This is a genomic window from Enterobacter sp. BNK-22, from assembly GCF_048684805.1.
In the GTDB taxonomy this organism is placed as follows: Bacteria; Pseudomonadota; Gammaproteobacteria; order Enterobacterales; family Enterobacteriaceae; genus Enterobacter; species Enterobacter quasiroggenkampii.
The window spans coordinates 2,701,418-2,717,645 of the sequence record NZ_JBLQTT010000001.1 but is presented as its reverse complement, the minus strand read 5'-3'; the positions used below and the strand labels follow the sequence as shown (position 1 = coordinate 2,717,645).

12 protein-coding genes are annotated in these 16,228 nt (G+C 58.4%); 6 read left to right on the top strand and 6 right to left on the bottom strand.

Features of this window, described 5'->3' with window-relative positions; translation table 11 throughout:
* Positions 1–112: 112 nt before the first annotated feature.
* From folK to thpR, 6 genes are all read right to left on the bottom strand, one after another.
* A complete protein-coding gene (gene folK, locus ACMGGE_RS12870) occupies positions 113–592 on the bottom strand; it encodes a 2-amino-4-hydroxy-6-hydroxymethyldihydropteridine diphosphokinase (protein WP_420293835.1) in 480 nt (159 codons plus the stop codon).
* Positions 589–1,986 carry a polynucleotide adenylyltransferase PcnB gene (gene pcnB, locus ACMGGE_RS12865; protein ID WP_080347332.1) on the bottom strand — a complete coding sequence of 466 codons (1,398 nt, stop codon included), beginning with the start codon at positions 1,984–1,986 and terminating at the stop codon, positions 589–591. The genes folK and pcnB overlap by 4 nt, the downstream gene beginning before the upstream one ends.
* Before the next feature lie 42 nt (positions 1,987–2,028).
* A complete protein-coding gene (gene gluQRS, locus ACMGGE_RS12860) occupies positions 2,029–2,919 on the bottom strand; it encodes a tRNA glutamyl-Q(34) synthetase GluQRS (RefSeq protein WP_420293834.1) in 891 nt (296 codons plus the stop codon).
* Positions 2,920–2,978: 59 nt separating this feature from the next.
* Positions 2,979–3,434, bottom strand: coding sequence for an RNA polymerase-binding protein DksA (gene dksA, locus ACMGGE_RS12855; protein ID WP_001155232.1), 456 nt, complete (start codon positions 3,432–3,434; stop codon positions 2,979–2,981).
* A gap of 176 nt (positions 3,435–3,610) precedes the next feature.
* On the bottom strand, positions 3,611–4,315 hold the full coding sequence (gene sfsA / locus ACMGGE_RS12850) for a DNA/RNA nuclease SfsA (RefSeq protein WP_420293833.1): 705 nt from the start codon (positions 4,313–4,315) through the stop codon (positions 3,611–3,613).
* Complete coding sequence (thpR, locus tag ACMGGE_RS12845) at positions 4,305–4,859, bottom strand: RNA 2',3'-cyclic phosphodiesterase (protein WP_420293832.1); 555 nt, start codon at positions 4,857–4,859, stop codon at positions 4,305–4,307. Before thpR ends, sfsA begins: the two co-directional genes overlap by 11 nt.
* Positions 4,860–4,932: 73 nt before the next feature.
* Between thpR and hrpB the strand changes: the two genes are divergently transcribed.
* From hrpB to fhuB, 6 genes are all read left to right on the top strand, one after another.
* Positions 4,933–7,362 carry an ATP-dependent helicase HrpB gene (gene hrpB, locus ACMGGE_RS12840; protein ID WP_420293831.1) on the top strand — a complete coding sequence of 810 codons (2,430 nt, stop codon included), beginning with the start codon at positions 4,933–4,935 and terminating at the stop codon, positions 7,360–7,362.
* Between the two features lie 142 nt (positions 7,363–7,504).
* A complete protein-coding gene (gene mrcB, locus ACMGGE_RS12835; protein WP_045907821.1) occupies positions 7,505–10,030 on the top strand; it encodes a bifunctional glycosyl transferase/transpeptidase in 2,526 nt (841 codons plus the stop codon).
* A 234-nt stretch (positions 10,031–10,264) separates the two neighbouring features.
* Positions 10,265–12,475, top strand: coding sequence for a ferrichrome porin FhuA (gene fhuA / locus ACMGGE_RS12830; RefSeq protein ID WP_420293830.1), 2,211 nt, complete (start codon positions 10,265–10,267; stop codon positions 12,473–12,475).
* A gap of 50 nt (positions 12,476–12,525) precedes the next feature.
* Complete coding sequence (fhuC, locus tag ACMGGE_RS12825; protein ID WP_420293829.1) at positions 12,526–13,323, top strand: Fe3+-hydroxamate ABC transporter ATP-binding protein FhuC; 798 nt, start codon at positions 12,526–12,528, stop codon at positions 13,321–13,323.
* Positions 13,323–14,213, top strand: coding sequence for a Fe(3+)-hydroxamate ABC transporter substrate-binding protein FhuD (fhuD, locus tag ACMGGE_RS12820; protein WP_420293828.1), 891 nt, complete (start codon positions 13,323–13,325; stop codon positions 14,211–14,213). The genes fhuC and fhuD overlap by 1 nt, the downstream gene beginning before the upstream one ends.
* Positions 14,210–16,192 (top strand): Fe(3+)-hydroxamate ABC transporter permease FhuB, encoded by a 1,983-nt coding sequence (fhuB, locus tag ACMGGE_RS12815; protein WP_063620827.1) that lies wholly within the window; start codon positions 14,210–14,212, stop codon positions 16,190–16,192. The genes fhuD and fhuB overlap by 4 nt, the downstream gene beginning before the upstream one ends.
* Positions 16,193–16,228: the final 36 nt, after the last annotated feature.

Below are 16,228 nucleotides of genomic sequence, written 5' to 3'. Positions count from 1 at the left end.
ATAGCCCAAAAGCGAATCTTTGCGCATTCTAACAGTAACATTCGAGGGAACAATGATTTTAGGCAATCGATTAACCACAAATATTTTATGGTTAACCAATAAAAAAACGGCTTTACCAGCGAGCGGGTTTTTCCGCACCGAGACTGTTGAGAACGGCCTTTAGCGAGAGCCCGTCAGGGAAGGTAAGGGAAGGGGCGACTTCAAACAGCGGCCAGAGCATAAACCCGCGATTTTTCATGTCGTAATGCGGAACGGTGAGACGTTCAGTGTTAATCGTCTCGTGACCAAACAGCATAATGTCGAGGTCGAGCGTGCGGGGGCCCCAGCGTTCGGCTTTGCGCACACGGCCCTGTTGAAACTCAATACGCTGGGTATTGTCCAGCAGCGCTTCGGGACCCAGTTCAGTCTCAAGGACCACGGCGGCGTTGAGGTAGTCTGGCTGATCCTGCGGCCCCAGCGGCGGCGTGCGGTAGAACGAGGAGACCGCCACGATCCGACTCTGTGGGATGTCGCCCAGCGCCTGTACGGCAGCATTCACCTGCTCCAGCGGAGAGGCTAAATTGCTGCCGATGGCAATATACGCGAGGGTCATGCTGTTCCTTCACGACGCGGCGCGCGTTTGCGCGGGCGACGATGACGGCGACGCGGTTCCGGCTCTTCATCCAGCCCGGTCAGCATATCTTTCTGCTCTGGCGGGGCGGAGACCTGGAATTCAGCCCACCACTGCGCCAGACGCTGCAGCTCCTGGTTGCGTTCAATTTCCGCGCGCAGCGACAGGAGATCGAAGGCCGCGCGGAATTTAGGATGCTCCATCAGTTTCCAGGCGCGTTTGCCCTGACGACGGGACATGCGCAGCTGAAGCTGCCAGATGTCGCGCACCAGGGTGGTAATCCGTTTCGGAATGGCGAGCGTGCGGCAGCCTTCGTCCAGCACGTCGTTGGCGGCCAGCGCGAACGCATCGTAATAGGCGAGCCCGCTCTCCTGGGTAATACGCTGTGCCGTTTCCAGCAGCGGATACCAGAACATCGCGGCAAAGAGGAACGCCGGGTTCACGCGCATGTCGTTGCGAATGCGGGTATCGGTATTTTTCAGCACCTGCGCAATCATCCGCTCCATTGGGCTGTCACCGTTTTCGGTAAAGTAGCGGGTAATGGTCGGGAACAGCGGCTGGAACAGGTTGTATTCGCGCAGAAGTTTGTAGGTTTCAAAACCGTGGCCGGCCTGCAGCAGCTTCAGCGCCTCTTCAAACAGGCGAGCAGGCGGCACGTCGTTAATCAGCGTCGCCAGACGCGGGATTGGCTCTGCCGTTTCCGGGCTGATGCGCATATTCAGCTTGGCGGCGAAACGCACGGCGCGCAGCATACGCACGGGATCTTCACGGTAGCGCGTTTCCGGCGTGCCGATCAGGCGGATCAGACCTTCTTTCAGGTCCTGCATGCCGCCGACGTAATCGCGCACGGTGAAATCCGCCACGCTGTAATAAAGGCTGTTGATGGTGAAGTCGCGACGCTGAGCATCTTCTTCGATAGAGCCGAAGATATTGTCGCGCAGCAGCATACCGTTCTGGCCGCGCTGCGACGTGGTGCGATCGGACGCGCCCGCTTCGTGGTGGCCGCGGAAGGTCGCCACTTCGATGATTTCCGGCCCAAACATCACGTGAGCCAGACGGAAACGGCGGCCAACGAGACGGCAATTACGGAATAATTTGCGCACCTGCTCAGGCGTGGCGCTGGTCGTCACGTCGAAATCTTTGGGTTTTTTGCCCAGCAGTAAATCACGCACTCCACCGCCCACGAGATAGGCCTCGTAGCCCGCTTTATTCAGACGATAGAGCACCTTGAGGGCATTTTCACTGATATCTTTGCGGGAAATAGTGTGCTGCTCACGCGGAATAACCGACATGTGTGGCTGTGCAATAGCATCGTTCGCCATGCTCTCTTCGCGGCTTAGCACTTTACGGCAAAAATTAGCGACTCGGGTAAAAATGGTACACCTCGTAGTGTGTTTTGTTATGAAAAAAGCGGCTAATCATAGCTCAGCGCAACGCATTTGAGAATGCTGGATTTTTGGCACTGCCGCGAGCGTCCAGTTAGCAATGGCCATTTTCAGCAGTTCGTCAATACGCAAATCCTGCCATTCGTTGATTACATTCTGGTTGAGAAATCGCAGCGCGTCGATCAAAACAGGACGCGGATCGCCGTCTGGCAGGGCCGGGGCGTGGTTCTGCTTTGACAATTTTAAGCCCTGCGCATTAACCGCCAGCGGCAGATGAATGTAATCCGGCGCCGTCCAGCCAAACTGATGATAGAGCGAGATTTGTCGCACGGTCGGCTCGACCAGATCCGCCCCGCGCACTATTTCCGTCACGCCCTGAAAATGATCGTCCACCACCACGGCCAGGTTGTAGGCGAACAGGCCATCGCGACGGTGAATAATAAAATCCTCACGCGCCAGACGATCATCGGCATGAATCTCACCGGAGAGTAAATCGTTAAAGTGCGTCACCGGGGAGTGCTGTCTGATGCGCACGGCGGCATTTTCAGGACCGTTGTTCAGCGTGCGGCAGTGGCCGTCATAGACGCCGCCTGCGCTCTGGATGCGCGCGCGGGTGCAGGTGCAGTTATAGGAAAGCCCCTGAGCGCGAAGCCAGGCCAGACGTTCCCGATAGGCCTCGTGACGCTTTGACTGCCAGAGAACCTCGTCATCCCAGTGAAGACCGTAATGTTCCAGCTGACGCAGAATGGTCTCTGCTGCACCGGGAACTTCACGCGGAGGGTCAATATCTTCGATGCGGACGAGCCATTTTCCCTGGCGGGCGCGAGCCTGCAGGTAGCTGCCGAGCGCGGCAATTAATGAGCCGAAGTGTAATTCACCGGAAGGAGATGGCGCGAAGCGCCCAATATAGTGTGATTCAGACATATCAACAGTAACAAGGCGGGAGAGACTCCCGCCTTTGGAGTGTGTAAACAGCGCTGGTATTAACCGGCCATCTGTTTTTCGCGGATTTCGGCCAGCGTTTTGCAGTCGATGCACAGATCGGCGGTTGGACGCGCTTCCAGGCGACGAATGCCAATTTCAACACCGCAGGATTCGCAGTAGCCAAAATCTTCGTCTTCGACTTTTTTCAGCGTTTTCTCGATCTTTTTGATCAGTTTGCGTTCGCGGTCACGGTTACGCAGTTCGAGGCTGAACTCTTCTTCCTGAGCGGCACGGTCTACCGGGTCCGGGAAGTTAGCAGCTTCATCCTGCATATGAGTAACGGTGCGATCGACTTCATCCCTGAGTTGATTACGCCATGCTTCAAGAATACGCTTGAAGTGCGACAGCTGGGCTTCGTTCATATACTCTTCGCCCGGTTTCTCTTGATACGGCTCCACCCCAGCGATGGCGAGAATACTCAGGGACGATGTTTTACGGTTTTGCCCTTCTTGCATGTTGCTTCTCCTTAACACGCACTATCGATCCCCGTGTTGGGGGAAAAATCAGGTCGCTATAAATAGCAGATGCTTTTCCGTATGGCAATTATCTAAACGTAACACTTGACAAGCCTGTGAGGAAAAGCGTATTTGCGCACGCGGCCAGAACACTTAATCGTCAATCGTCTAATCCCTTATAAGACAATGGGAAGAGAGGATCTCAGAGTCATATTATCGGCAGAAAGTTCCGCTTTATAAGCGAAAACCTCTACCCCCTGCTTTTGTGCCTCATTCAACAATTGCGCGTATTTAGGATCAATATGGCGGGCAGGGTAGAAACGTTCAATGGCTGAATGCAACACTGCAAACAGCAATACGGCGCGTTTGCCCGCCGCCGCAACACTCATTAGCTCTCGCAGATGCTTCTGGCCACGTAGCGTTACCGCATCCGGGAAGTAGCCATTTTCCTGTTCCGCTAACGTCACTGATTTCACTTCAATATAGCACTCCGGCCTGTCTTCCGCCTGTAACATGAAGTCAATTCTGCTGCCTTCATCGCCATATTTCACTTCGCTTTTATGCGTGCCATAACCAACCAGTTCGGGAATTACGCCATGGGTCAGCGCTTCCTTAACCAGTTGATTGGCGCGCAGGGTATTAACGCAAATAAATGCCCCGTTCTGGGTTTCGGTCATTTCCCAGGTATGGGCATATTTGCGTTTAGTATTTTCTGATGTGGAATACCAGACCCTGTCACCCGGCGTCGCGCATCCCGTCATGGCACCGGTATTGGGGCAGTGCAGGGTGAGCGGTTCGCCTTCAGGCGTGATCACATCGGCGAGGAAGCGTTTGTAGCGTTGGATAAGCGTAGCGTGCTGCAGGGGAGGACTAAACTTCATCAGAGTTCCTTTCGGTGTTGCCCAGCGTCCAGCGCTGTAGCGGCGTATAGCGGGTGCGCCCCTGTGTAAAGACGGATTCATAAAGCGCGAATGTGTTGACCGGAAAGGCCCAGTGAAAACCTGGTGCCGGGATGGCAACGGCCTGACCGGCATCGCGCAGCAGGGTAATGTGCGGATGAAACGGCTGTGGGCTTTGATAACAGCCGCTGCGCGCCGCCTGCGCGCGCAGCATGTTCGCCAGCTGCAATAATCCGCGCGGAGGCTGGCGCGTCCCCAGCCAGACCACGCGCGAACGCAGCCACTGACCCGCGTCGTCGAGGTGTAGCGTAAATTCCGGCTGGGCAATACGCCCGGCCAGTGCGGCTAACGCCCGCTGTTTTTCGGCACTGACATCGCCCAAAAAGGCCAGCGTCAGGTGCAGGTTAGCCGCCGCGACAGGACGACCGGCTTCCGGCGGGAAGCGATCGGCGCGCCAGCGAACAATTTGACGCTGTAGTGTTGTGGGCAATTCAATGGCAAAAAACAGCCGTTTCGACTCAGGCATACGGAGGACTCGGTAATGATATGCGCCGATGCTACAATGTACGCCGACTAATGTTAACCCTCTGGAGCTGTTAGTGTCCTCATTGCCGGTCGCCGTCGTTCTTCCTGACCTTCTCGCTGCCTTACGCCATGCCCCGCAGGTTTTGCTGAATGCCCCGACGGGGGCGGGTAAGTCCACCTGGCTGCCGCTGCAAATTCTGAAAGACGGGAACATCAGCGGGAAAATTATCCTGCTGGAGCCGCGCAGGCTGGCCGCGCGCAACGTGGCGCAGCGCCTGGCGGAACTGTTGAATGAAAAACCGGGCGAAACGGTAGGTTACAGGATGCGCGCCGAGACCTGCGTGGGCCCGACCACGCGCCTTGAGGTGGTCACCGAGGGGATTCTCACCCGCATGCTGCAAAACGATCCGGAGCTGACCGGCATCGGGCTGGTGATCCTGGATGAATTCCACGAGCGCAGCCTGCAGGCGGATCTGGCCCTTGCGCTGTTGCTGGACGTTCAGCAGGGACTGCGTGACGATCTCCGTCTGCTGATAATGTCGGCGACGCTGGACAATGTGCGGCTACGGCAGGCGCTACCTGATGCGCCGGTTATCAGCTCTGAGGGGCGAGCGTTTCCTGTTGAACGCCGCCATCAACCGCTTCCCTCCCACCTGCGTTTTGACGAGGCGGTCGCCATTGCCACTGCTGAACTGCTGCGCCAGGAACCCGGTTCCCTGCTGCTGTTTTTGCCGGGTGTCGGTGAGATCCAGCGCGTGCAGGAGCAGCTTTCCTCTCGCGTAGGCGGTGATGTACTGCTGTGCCCGCTCTACGGCGCGCTGTCGCTGCAGGAGCAGCGTAAAGCTATCCTTCCTGCCCCGGTGGGGCAGCGCAAGGTGGTGCTGGCAACCAACATCGCTGAAACCAGTTTGACCATCGAAGGTATTCGCCTGGTGGTGGATAGCGCGCAGGAGAGGGTGGCAAGCTTTGATCCGCGCACCGGGCTGACTAAACTCCTGACGCAGCGCATCAGCCAGGCGTCAATGGTGCAGCGCGCGGGCCGCGCGGGGCGTCTCGAGCCGGGGATCTGCCTGCATCTGACCAGCGCAGAGCAGGCTGAACGCGCGGCGCAGCAAAGCACGCCGGAAATTTTACAAAGTGATTTGTCGGGCCTGGTGATGGATCTGCTGCAGTGGGGTTGCCCGGATCCTGGACAGCTTACCTGGCTTGATTCTCCCCCTGTCGTTAACCTCACCGCTGCGCGCAGTCTGTTAACTGAGCTTGGCGCGCTGGAGGGCGAACGTCTGACGGTACGCGGCCAGAAAATGGCGGCGCTGGGCAACGATCCGCGTCTGGCCGCGATGCTGGTGGCCGCGCAAGGGGATGATGAAATTGCCACGGCGGCTAAACTGGCGGCTATCCTTGAGGAGCCGCCACGCGGAGGCAGCAGCGATCTGGGGCAGGCGTTTTCACGCAATCAGGGGAACTGGCAGCAGCGGGCGCAGCAACTGTGCAAACGGCTTAACAGCCGCGGCGGCGTGCCAGAGAGCGAGAGGATTTCCCGGCTGTTAGCGCAGGCGTTTCCGGACAGGATTGCGCGTCGGCGCGGGCTGGACGGTCGCTATCAGCTGGCAAACGGCATGGGGGCGATGCTGGACAGCGATGACGCCCTGACGCGTCATGAGTGGCTAATTGCGCCGCTCCTGCTGCAGGGGAGCAACTCCCCCGATGCGCGTATCCTGCAGGCGATTGCCGTCGATATTGACGCCCTGACCCGTAGCTGTCCGCAGTTGCTTAAGCAATCGGACATCGTCGAGTGGGATGATGCGCAGGGCACGCTGAAGGCGTTTCGTCGTAGCCAGATTGGGAAACTGACGCTCGGGACGAAGCCGCTGGCGAAGCCGTCGGAAGACGAGCTTCATCAGGCTATGCTGAACGGCATTCGGGAAAAAGGGCTGAGCGTGCTGAACTGGACGCCGGAGGCGGAACAGTACCGCATTCGCCTGCACTGCGCCGCAAAGTGGCTACCGGAACAGGGCTGGCCAGCGGTGGATGATGAGACGCTGCTGGCTACGCTTGAACGCTGGCTACTGCCGCAGATGAGCGGCGTGCACTCTCTGCGCGCCCTTAAAGCGCTTGATGTTAAGACTGCGTTACAGAATTTACTGGACTGGTCATTGCGTCAACGTCTGGATAGTGAACTGCCAGGGCATTACACTGTGCCGACCGGAAGCCGGATTGCCATCCGTTATCATGAGGATAATCCGCCGGCGCTGGCGGTTCGGATGCAGGAGATGTTTGGTGAAGCAACCACGCCGTCTATCGCTGAAGGACGCGTGCCGTTGGTGCTTGAACTGCTGTCGCCTGCGCATCGCCCCTTGCAGATCACCCGAGATTTAGGGGCGTTCTGGGCGGGGAGCTACCGTGACGTGCAGAAAGAGATGAAGGGGCGGTACCCCAAACACGTCTGGCCGGACGATCCGGCGAATACGGCGCCGACGAAGCGGACGAAGAAATATTCCTGAAAGGGATGTGTGGCCTGATGCCCTCACCCCGGCCCTCTCCCCCAGGGAGAGGGAGAACTAATTTTGAGAGATTTCTTCTTTCACAGGCCTGTGAAAGAAAAGAAAATCTGGCCTTTGCGCCTGAAAGTTGCGGAGAAAAAGCATGGCGGGGAATGACCGCGAGCCAATAGGACGTAAGGGAAAACCAACGCGTCCGGCGAAAGAAAAAGTAAGCCGTCGTCGCCTCAGAGATGAGGACTATGACGATGACTATGAAGACGATGATGAGGATGAAGAACCGATGCCGCGTAAAGGGAAAGGCAAAGGGCGCAAGCCTCGGGGCAAACGCGGCTGGTTCTGGCTGCTGCTGAAGCTCTTTATTGTTTTTGTTGTGCTGATGGCAATTTACGGCGTGTATCTGGATCAGAAGATCCGCAGCCGTATCGACGGTAAAGTCTGGCAGTTACCTGCGGCAGTGTATGGCCGTATGGTGAACCTTGAGCCAGATATGTCCATCACGAAAAACGAAATGGTAAAACTGCTGGAAGCCACCCAGTATCGTCAGGTGTCAAAAATGACGCGCCCTGGCGAATTTACCGTGCAGGCGAACAGCATTGAGATGATCCGTCGTCCGTTTGATTTCCCGGACAGCAAAGAGGGTCAGGTGCGCGCGCGTCTGACCTTTGACGGGGATCGTCTGGATACCATCGAGAACATGGATAACAACCGCCAGTTCGGTTTCTTCCGTCTCGATCCGCGTCTGATCACCATGCTCTCGTCGGCAAACGGCGAGCAGCGTCTGTTCGTGGCGCGTAACGGCTTCCCGGATCTGCTGGTCGATACGCTGCTGGCGACCGAAGACCGTCACTTCTACGAGCACGACGGCATCAGCCTCTACTCGATTGGTCGTGCGGTACTGGCGAACCTGACTGCCGGTCGTACCGTGCAGGGAGCGAGTACGCTGACTCAGCAGCTGGTGAAGAACCTCTTCCTCTCCAGCGAACGATCTTACTGGCGTAAAGCGAACGAAGCCTACATGGCCGTGCTGATGGACGCGCGCTACAGCAAGGATCGTATCCTTGAGCTTTACATGAACGAGGTGTACCTCGGTCAGAGCGGCGATAACGAAATCCGCGGCTTCCCGCTGGCGAGTCTGTACTACTTTGGTCGTCCGGTGGAAGAGCTGAGCCTGGACCAGCAGGCGCTGCTGGTGGGCATGGTGAAAGGGGCGTCCATTTATAACCCGTGGCGTAACCCGAAACTGGCGCTGGAGCGTCGTAACCTGGTGCTGCGTCTGCTGCAACAACAGCAGGTGATTGACCAGGAGCTGTACGACATGCTGAGCGCACGTCCGCTTGGCGTTCAGCCGCGCGGTGGGGTGATCTCGCCTCAGCCTGCGTTTATGCAGCTGGTGCGTCAGGAGCTGCAAAGCAAGCTTGGCGATAAGGTCAAAGATCTCTCCGGCGTGAAGATCTTCACCACCTTTGACTCCGTGGCGCAGGATGCGGCAGAAAAAGCGGCGGTGGAAGGTATTCCGGCGCTGAAGAAACAGCGTAAGCTCTCCGATCTTGAAACCGCGATGGTGGTGGTTGACCGCAACTCCGGCGAAGTTCGTGCGATGGTGGGCGGTGCCGAGCCGCAGTTTGCAGGCTACAACCGTGCCATGCAGGCGCGTCGCTCGATCGGTTCTCTGGCAAAACCGGCGACCTATCTCACTGCCCTGAGTCAGCCAAACCAGTATCGTCTGAATACCTGGATTGCGGATGCGCCTATCTCCCTGCGCCAGCCTAACGGCCAGGTGTGGTCACCGCAGAACGACGATAAGCAGTTCAGCGGTCAGGTGATGCTGGTAGATGCGTTGACGCGCTCCATGAACGTGCCGACGGTAAACCTGGGCATGTCGCTGGGCCTGCCGGCCATTGTCGATACCTGGCAGAAGCTGGGCGTGGCGAAAGATCAGCTGCACCCGGTGCCGGCGATGATCCTCGGGGCGCTTAACCTGACGCCGATCGAAGTGGCGCAGGCGTTCCAGACCATCGCCAGCGGCGGTAACCGCGCGCCGCTGTCCGCCCTGCGTTCGGTGATTGCCGAGGATGGCTCTGTGCTGTATCAGAGCTTCCCGCAGGCGGAGCGTGCCGTTCCTGCTCAGGCGGCCTACATGACGCTGTGGACGATGCAGCAGGTGGTGCAGCGTGGTACGGGTCGTCAACTGGGTGCGAAGTATCCGGGCCTGCATCTGGCAGGTAAGACCGGGACCACCAACAACAACGTTGATACCTGGTTTGCCGGTATCGATGGCCGTGAAGTGGTCATTACCTGGGTAGGACGCGACAACAACCAGCCGACCAAGCTGTACGGGGCGAGCGGGGCGATGTCGATTTACCAGCGCTATCTGGCGAATCAGTCACCAGTGCCGCTGAACCTTGTCGCGCCGGAAGATATCGTCGATATGGGCGTGGACAGCTCCGGTAACTTCGTCTGCGGCGGCGGAATGCGTACTCTGCCGGTCTGGACAACCAACCCGGATTCCCTGTGCCAGCAGAGCCAGCCTGAACAGCCGACCGGCAACCCGTTCGATCAGTCTTCTCAGCCACAGCAGCCGCAGCAGCAACAGCCGCAGCAGCAGAATGAGAAGAAAGACAGCGATGGCGTAGCCGGCTGGATTAAGGACATGTTTGGCGGTAACTAACTTTTAAAGCCCTCTTCCCCGGAAGGGGGCTTTTTTTACCCGTAAACCTCATTTCGTTAACCCTCACTTTAACTCTGATTAACCCTTCGTTTTCTCTTGTCTATTTCTTATACCCTTAATTCTCGTAGGGCCGCTTACTGCTTGCTATGCAACCCGCGTTTCGCATATTATTCTGGCGCTCATAATAATAATTCTCGTTTACGTTATCATTCACTTTTCCATCAGAGAAACATCATGGCGCTTTCCAATACTGCTCAGCCAATGAACACGTCGCTGCGTAAACTCGCGGTCGTCGTCGCCACAGCGGTTGCCGGCGTGTCCGCGTATGCTCATGCGGCAGAAACCCCGAAAAAAGAAGAAACCATCACGGTAACCGCAGCACCTGCGGCACAGGAAAGTGCCTGGGGACCGGCACCCACGATTGCGGCCAAACGCACCGCCACCGCGACCAAGACCGATACCCCGATTGAGAAAACCCCGCAGTCTATTTCTGTCGTCACCCGCGAAGAGATGGATATGAAGCAGCCGGGTACGGTTAAACAGGCGCTGGCCTATACGCCGAGCGTGTTCGCAACGCGCGGCGCGTCAACAACGTATGATGTTGTTTCTATCCGTGGGTTCACCACCTCCAGTACCGTGAATACCAACCAGTATCTGGACGGGATGAAGCTGCAGGGTGATAACTATTCTGAAGCGTCCATGGATCCGTATTTCCTTGAGCGCGTCGAGCTGCTGCGCGGCCCTACGTCCGTTCTGTACGGTAAAAGCCACCCGGGCGGCGTGGTCAGCATGGTCAGCAAGCGGCCAACCACCGAGCCACTGAAAGAAATTCAGTTCAAAATGGGTACCGATAACCTGTGGCAGACAGGGTTTGATTTCAGCGATGCGATTGATGATGACGGCGTGTGGTCATACCGTCTGACCGGTCTGGGGCGCAGCGAAAATGCGCAGCAGGAGATGGTGAAATCTTCCCGCTACGCTATTGCACCTGCTTTCAGCTGGCGTCCTGACGATAAAACCGATTTTACTTTCCTGAGCAACTTCCAGAGCGATCCGGATGCAGGCTATTACGGCTGGCTGCCGCGGGAAGGTACCGTTGTGCCTTACTATGACGCCAACGGCAACGCGCACAAGCTGCCGACCGATTTCAACGAAGGTGACGAAGACAACAAGATCTCCCGTCGCCAGAAAATGGTGGGCTACAGCTTCTCGCATCAGTTTGATGACACCTTTACCGTGCGTCAAAACCTGCGCTACACCAAAATCAATACGCTTTACCGTTCCGTTTACGGTAACGGCTATATTGCACCGGCTCAGATCAGCCGCGCGTACGTGCGCTCTGATGAGGACCTCAACTCGTTCACGGTCGATACCCAGCTGCAGTCCAAATTTGCGACCGGTGCAGTGGATCATACTCTGTTAACGGGCGTCGATTACCTGCGCATGCGTAACGATATTGATGCAGATTACGGCAGCGCTGACCCTATCAGCATGACGAATCCGCAGCACAACAATGCCAATATCAACGTGAACTTCCCGTATGCCGTGCTCAATCGTCAGGAGCAAACGGGCCTGTACGCGCAGGATCAGGCTGAGTGGGATAAGTGGGTACTGACCCTGGGTGGACGCTATGATTTTGCCAAAACGTCCACACTGACGCGTTCCTCCGACACGACGGCTGAAATCAACGATCGGGCATTCACCTGGCGCGGCGGGATCAACTACCTGTTTAATAACGGTATTACGCCGTACTTCAGCTATAGCGAATCCTTCGAGCCTATTTCCGGCGCAACCCAGGGCGGCAAACCGTTCGATCCGGCTCGCGGCAAGCAGTATGAAGCGGGCGTGAAGTATGTACCGAAAGATCTGCCTGTGGTGGTCACCGCTGCGGTGTATCAGCTGACCAAAAACAACAACCTGACGGCCGATCCGGCGAACCCGACCAGCGGCTTTAGCGTACAGGGCGGTGAAATTCGCTCTCGCGGTTTCGAACTGGAAGCGAAAGCGGCAGTATCTGCCAACGTGAACGTGACGGCTTCCTATAGCTTTACTGATGCGGAATACACGCACGATACCTGGTATGAAGGCCGTCGTCCGGCGGAAGTGCCGCGTAACATGGCGTCTCTGTGGGCAGATTACACCTTCCACGAGACGGCGTTGAGCGGTCTGACGGTAGGGGCAGGCACCCGTTACATCGGTAACACCGTGTCCTACTACTCTGCCTCGTCGCCAAAAGCCTACCAGTCGTTCAACGTCGCGGGCTACGCACTGGTTGACGCGACCGTGAAATACGACCTGGCACGCTTTGGACTGCCGGGCTCATCCGTCGGCGTCAACGTGAACAACATCTTCGATCGTGAATACGTCTCCAGCTGCTACAGCGAATATGCATGCTACTGGGGCGCAGGACGTCAGGTTGTTGCCACCGCGACCTTCCGCTTCTAATCTCTGTCCGGGCACGGTTCGCCGTGCCCTTTTTATTTAAGTTGGCTGATATGCAGGATAATCAAACGCAACCCGACACCACCTTTACGCTCAACCATCTCTCCTTTCGCGTACCCGGGCGCACCTTGCTGCATCCGCTCTCTTTGACGTTCCCCGCAGGTAAAGTCACTGGCCTGATTGGTCACAACGGTTCCGGTAAGTCCACGCTGCTCAAGATGCTGGGACGCCATCAGCCGCCTTCAGAAGGCGACATTCTGCTGGATGACCAACCGCTCGAGAGCTGGAGCAGCAAAGCGTTTGCCCGCAAAGTGGCGTATCTGCCGCAGCAGCTGCCGCAGGCGGAGGGGATGACGGTGCGAGAGCTGGTGGCGATTGGGCGTTATCCGTGGCATGGCGCGCTTGGACGCTTTGGCGTGGCCGACAGAGAGAAAGTGGAAGAGGCGATTGCGCTGGTCGGGCTAAAGCCGCTGGCGCACCGTCTGGTGGATAGCCTGTCCGGCGGTGAACGCCAGCGCGCGTGGATTGCGATGCTGGTGGCCCAGGACAGCCGCTGCCTGCTCCTTGATGAACCCACCTCCGCGCTCGATATCGCCCATCAGGTCGATGTCCTGGCGCTGGTGCACCGCTTAAGCCAGCAGCGCGGTCTGACGGTGATTGCGGTGCTGCATGACATCAACATGGCGGCGCGCTATTGCGACTACCTTGTCGCGCTGTGCGGCGGCGAAATGATTGCGCAGGGAACGCCGTCCGAGCTGATGTGCAGCGAAACGCTGGAACATATTTATGGTATTCCGATGGGTATTCTGCCTCACCCGGCCGGGGCTGCACCGGTGAGCTTCGTCTACTGATGCTCGACAACATGCGCATTAGCCGCCGTCGCCTGCTGACGGCGATGGCCCTCTCACCGCTGCTGTTAAAAATGAATACGGCGCGTGCCGCCGCCGTCGATCCGCACCGCATAGTTGCGCTGGAGTGGCTGCCGGTCGAGCTGATGATGGCGCTCGGCGTCACGCCCTACGGCGTGGCGGACATTCCTAACTATAACCTCTGGGTGAACGAGCCGAAGCTGCCGGACTCGGTAATCGACGTCGGCCTGCGGACGGAGCCAAACCTCGAGCTGCTCACCCAGATGAAACCGTCGTTCCTGTTCTGGTCCGCGGGCTACGGTCCGTCAGAAGAGACTATGGCGCGCATTGCGCCCGGACGTGGATTTGCTTTCAGCGACGGTAAAAAACCGCTGGCGATGGCGAAAAAGTCGGTTAACGAGATGGCGCATTTCCTCAACCGTGAGGCGGAGGCTAAAAAACATCTCGACGAATTCGATGCCCTGATTGACGCTCTGAAGCCGCGTTTTGCTCACCGGGCCGATCGTCCGCTGCTGATGGTGACGCTGCTGGATGCCCGCCATATGCTGGTTTTCGGTAAAAACTGCCTGTTCCAGGAAGTCCTCGACAGTTTTGGTATTCGTAATGCCTGGGAAGGGGAGATGACGTTCTGGGGCAGTACCGCTGTGGGTATCGATCGTCTCGCGGCGTTTCGCGACGTGGATGTGCTGTGCTTCGATCACGGCAACGAGCGCGCCATGCAAACCCTGATGGCGACGCCGCTCTGGCAGGCGATGCCGTTTGTCCGTGAGCAACGCTTCCAGCGCGCCCCGGCGGTCTGGTTCTACGGCGCGACGCTGTCGGCCATGCATTTTGCCCGCGTGCTGGATAACGCGCTGGGAGGTAAAGCATGAGTTCACGGATTGCCCGCTTCCCGGCGCTTCTGCTGGTGCTGATTTTCCTTGCCGCGCTGGCGTTAACCGGGTTTAACCTCTCGGCCGCATTACCGCGCGCGCAGTGGGGTGCCGCGCTGGCCTCGCCGGATATCGACAATATTCAGCAGATGCTGTTCCACTACAGCCTGCTGCCGCGTCTGGCAGTCTCCCTGCTGGTTGGTGCCGGTTTAGGGCTGGTGGGCGTGCTGTTCCAGCAGGTTTTACGTAACCCGCTGGCGGAACCCACCACACTCGGCGTCGCGACCGGCGCCCAGCTAGGGATCACCATCACCACGCTGTGGACGCTGCCGGGGGCGTTAGCCTCGCAGTTTGCGGCGCTTGCCGGAGCGTGTGCGGTGGGCGCGCTGGTCTTTGGCGTGGCCTGGGGTAAACGTCTTTCCCCGGTGACGCTGATTCTGGCCGGGCTGGTGGTCAGCCTGTACTGTGGGGCGATCAACCAGCTGCTGGTTCTGTTCCACCACGATCAGCTGCAAAGCATGTTCATGTGGAGTACCGGGACGCTGACCCAGACCGACTGGAGCGTGGTGCAGCGCCTGTGGCCGCAGCTGGCTGGCGGTGTTGTGCTGACGCTGCTGCTCCTGCGTCCTCTGACGCTGATGGGACTGGATGATGGCGTGGCGCGCAACCTGGGGCTGGCGCTGTCGCTGGCTCGCCTGGCGGCGCTGACGCTGGCGATTGTATTGAGCGCCCTGCTGGTGAACGCGGTCGGCATCATCGGGTTTATCGGCCTGTTTGCCCCGCTGCTGGCGAAGATGCTCGGAGCGCGTCGCTTGCTGGCGCGTCTGATGCTGGCGCCGCTGATTGGGGCGCTGATCCTCTGGCTTTCCGATCAGCTTATTCTCTGGCTGGCGCAGGTCTGGCGTGAAGTCTCCACCGGCTCGGTCACCGCGCTGATCGGGGCGCCGCTGCTCCTGTGGCTGCTTCCGCGCCTGCGCAGCATGAGCGCACCGGCGATGGATGCGGGTGATAAAGTCCATACTGAGCGTCAGTCGGTACTGTGGTTTAGCCTTGTCGGGCTGGCGGTGCTGATTATCGCCTCGTTCGCGGCGCTCTCATTCGGACGCGATGCCGCGGGCTGGCACTGGGCAACGGGTGATTTACTCAACGCCCTGCTGCAGTGGCGCTGGCCGCGTATCCTCGCTGCGCTGATCGCAGGCGTGATGCTGGCGGTGGCAGGATGCATTATTCAGCGTCTGACCGGCAACCCGATGGCGAGCCCGGAAGTGCTCGGGATCAGCTCTGGCGCTGCCTTTGGCGTGGTGCTGATGCTGTTCTTCGTGCCGGGCAATGCGTTTGGCTGGCTGCTGCCTGCCGGCAGTCTCGGGGCGGCGGTTACGCTGATGATTATCCTGATTGCCGCTGGTCGAGGCGGGTTTTCACCGCACCGTATGCTGCTGGCGGGGATGGCGCTCAGCACCGCATTCACGATGCTGCTGATGATGCTGCAGGCAAGCGGCGATCCGCGTATGGCGAAGATCCTGACCTGGATATCCGGCTCAACGTACGGCGCGACCGGCAGCCAGGCGATCGGGTCCGGGATCGTAATGATCGTACTGCTGGCGATGGTGCCGCTGTGCCGTCGCTGGATGACCATTCTTCCGCTCGGCGGGGAAACCGCGCGCGCGGTGGGAATGGCGCTGACGCCAGCGCGTATAGCGTTGCTGCTGCTCGCTGCGTGCCTGACGGCGACGGCGACCATGACGATTGGCCCGCTGAGTTTTGTGGGGCTAATGGCGCCGCACATTGCCAGAATGATGGGGTTCCGCCGGACGATGCCCCATATCGTGATGTCGGCCCTGACGGGCGGGGTGATGCTGGTGTTTGCGGACTGGTGCGGAAGAATGGTGCTGTTCCCGTATCAGATCCCGGCGGGTCTGCTGTCGACCTTTATCGGTGCGCCGTATTTTATTTATCTGTTGAGAAAGCAGAGTCGGTAATAAAAGTAAACGGCAATCCTTAGATTGCCGTTTTAG

Excerpts from the sequence above, each read along its gene's own strand:
- sfsA (WP_420293833.1), bottom strand. The coding sequence starts at position 4,315 with ATGAAGTTTAGTCCTCCCCTGCAGCACGCTACGCTTATCCAACGCTAC.
- gluQRS (WP_420293834.1), bottom strand. The coding sequence starts at position 2,919 with ATGTCTGAATCACACTATATTGGGCGCTTCGCGCCATCTCCTTCCGGT.
- dksA (WP_001155232.1), bottom strand. The coding sequence starts at position 3,434 with ATGCAAGAAGGGCAAAACCGTAAAACATCGTCCCTGAGTATTCTCGCC.
- fhuD (WP_420293828.1), top strand. The coding sequence starts at position 13,323 with ATGCTCGACAACATGCGCATTAGCCGCCGTCGCCTGCTGACGGCGATG.
- mrcB (WP_045907821.1), top strand. The coding sequence starts at position 7,505 with ATGGCGGGGAATGACCGCGAGCCAATAGGACGTAAGGGAAAACCAACG.
- thpR (WP_420293832.1), bottom strand. The coding sequence starts at position 4,859 with ATGCCTGAGTCGAAACGGCTGTTTTTTGCCATTGAATTGCCCACAACA.
- folK (WP_420293835.1), bottom strand. The coding sequence starts at position 592 with ATGACCCTCGCGTATATTGCCATCGGCAGCAATTTAGCCTCTCCGCTG.
- fhuC (WP_420293829.1), top strand. The coding sequence starts at position 12,526 with ATGCAGGATAATCAAACGCAACCCGACACCACCTTTACGCTCAACCAT.
- fhuA (WP_420293830.1), top strand. The coding sequence starts at position 10,265 with ATGGCGCTTTCCAATACTGCTCAGCCAATGAACACGTCGCTGCGTAAA.
- fhuB (WP_063620827.1), top strand. The coding sequence starts at position 14,210 with ATGAGTTCACGGATTGCCCGCTTCCCGGCGCTTCTGCTGGTGCTGATT.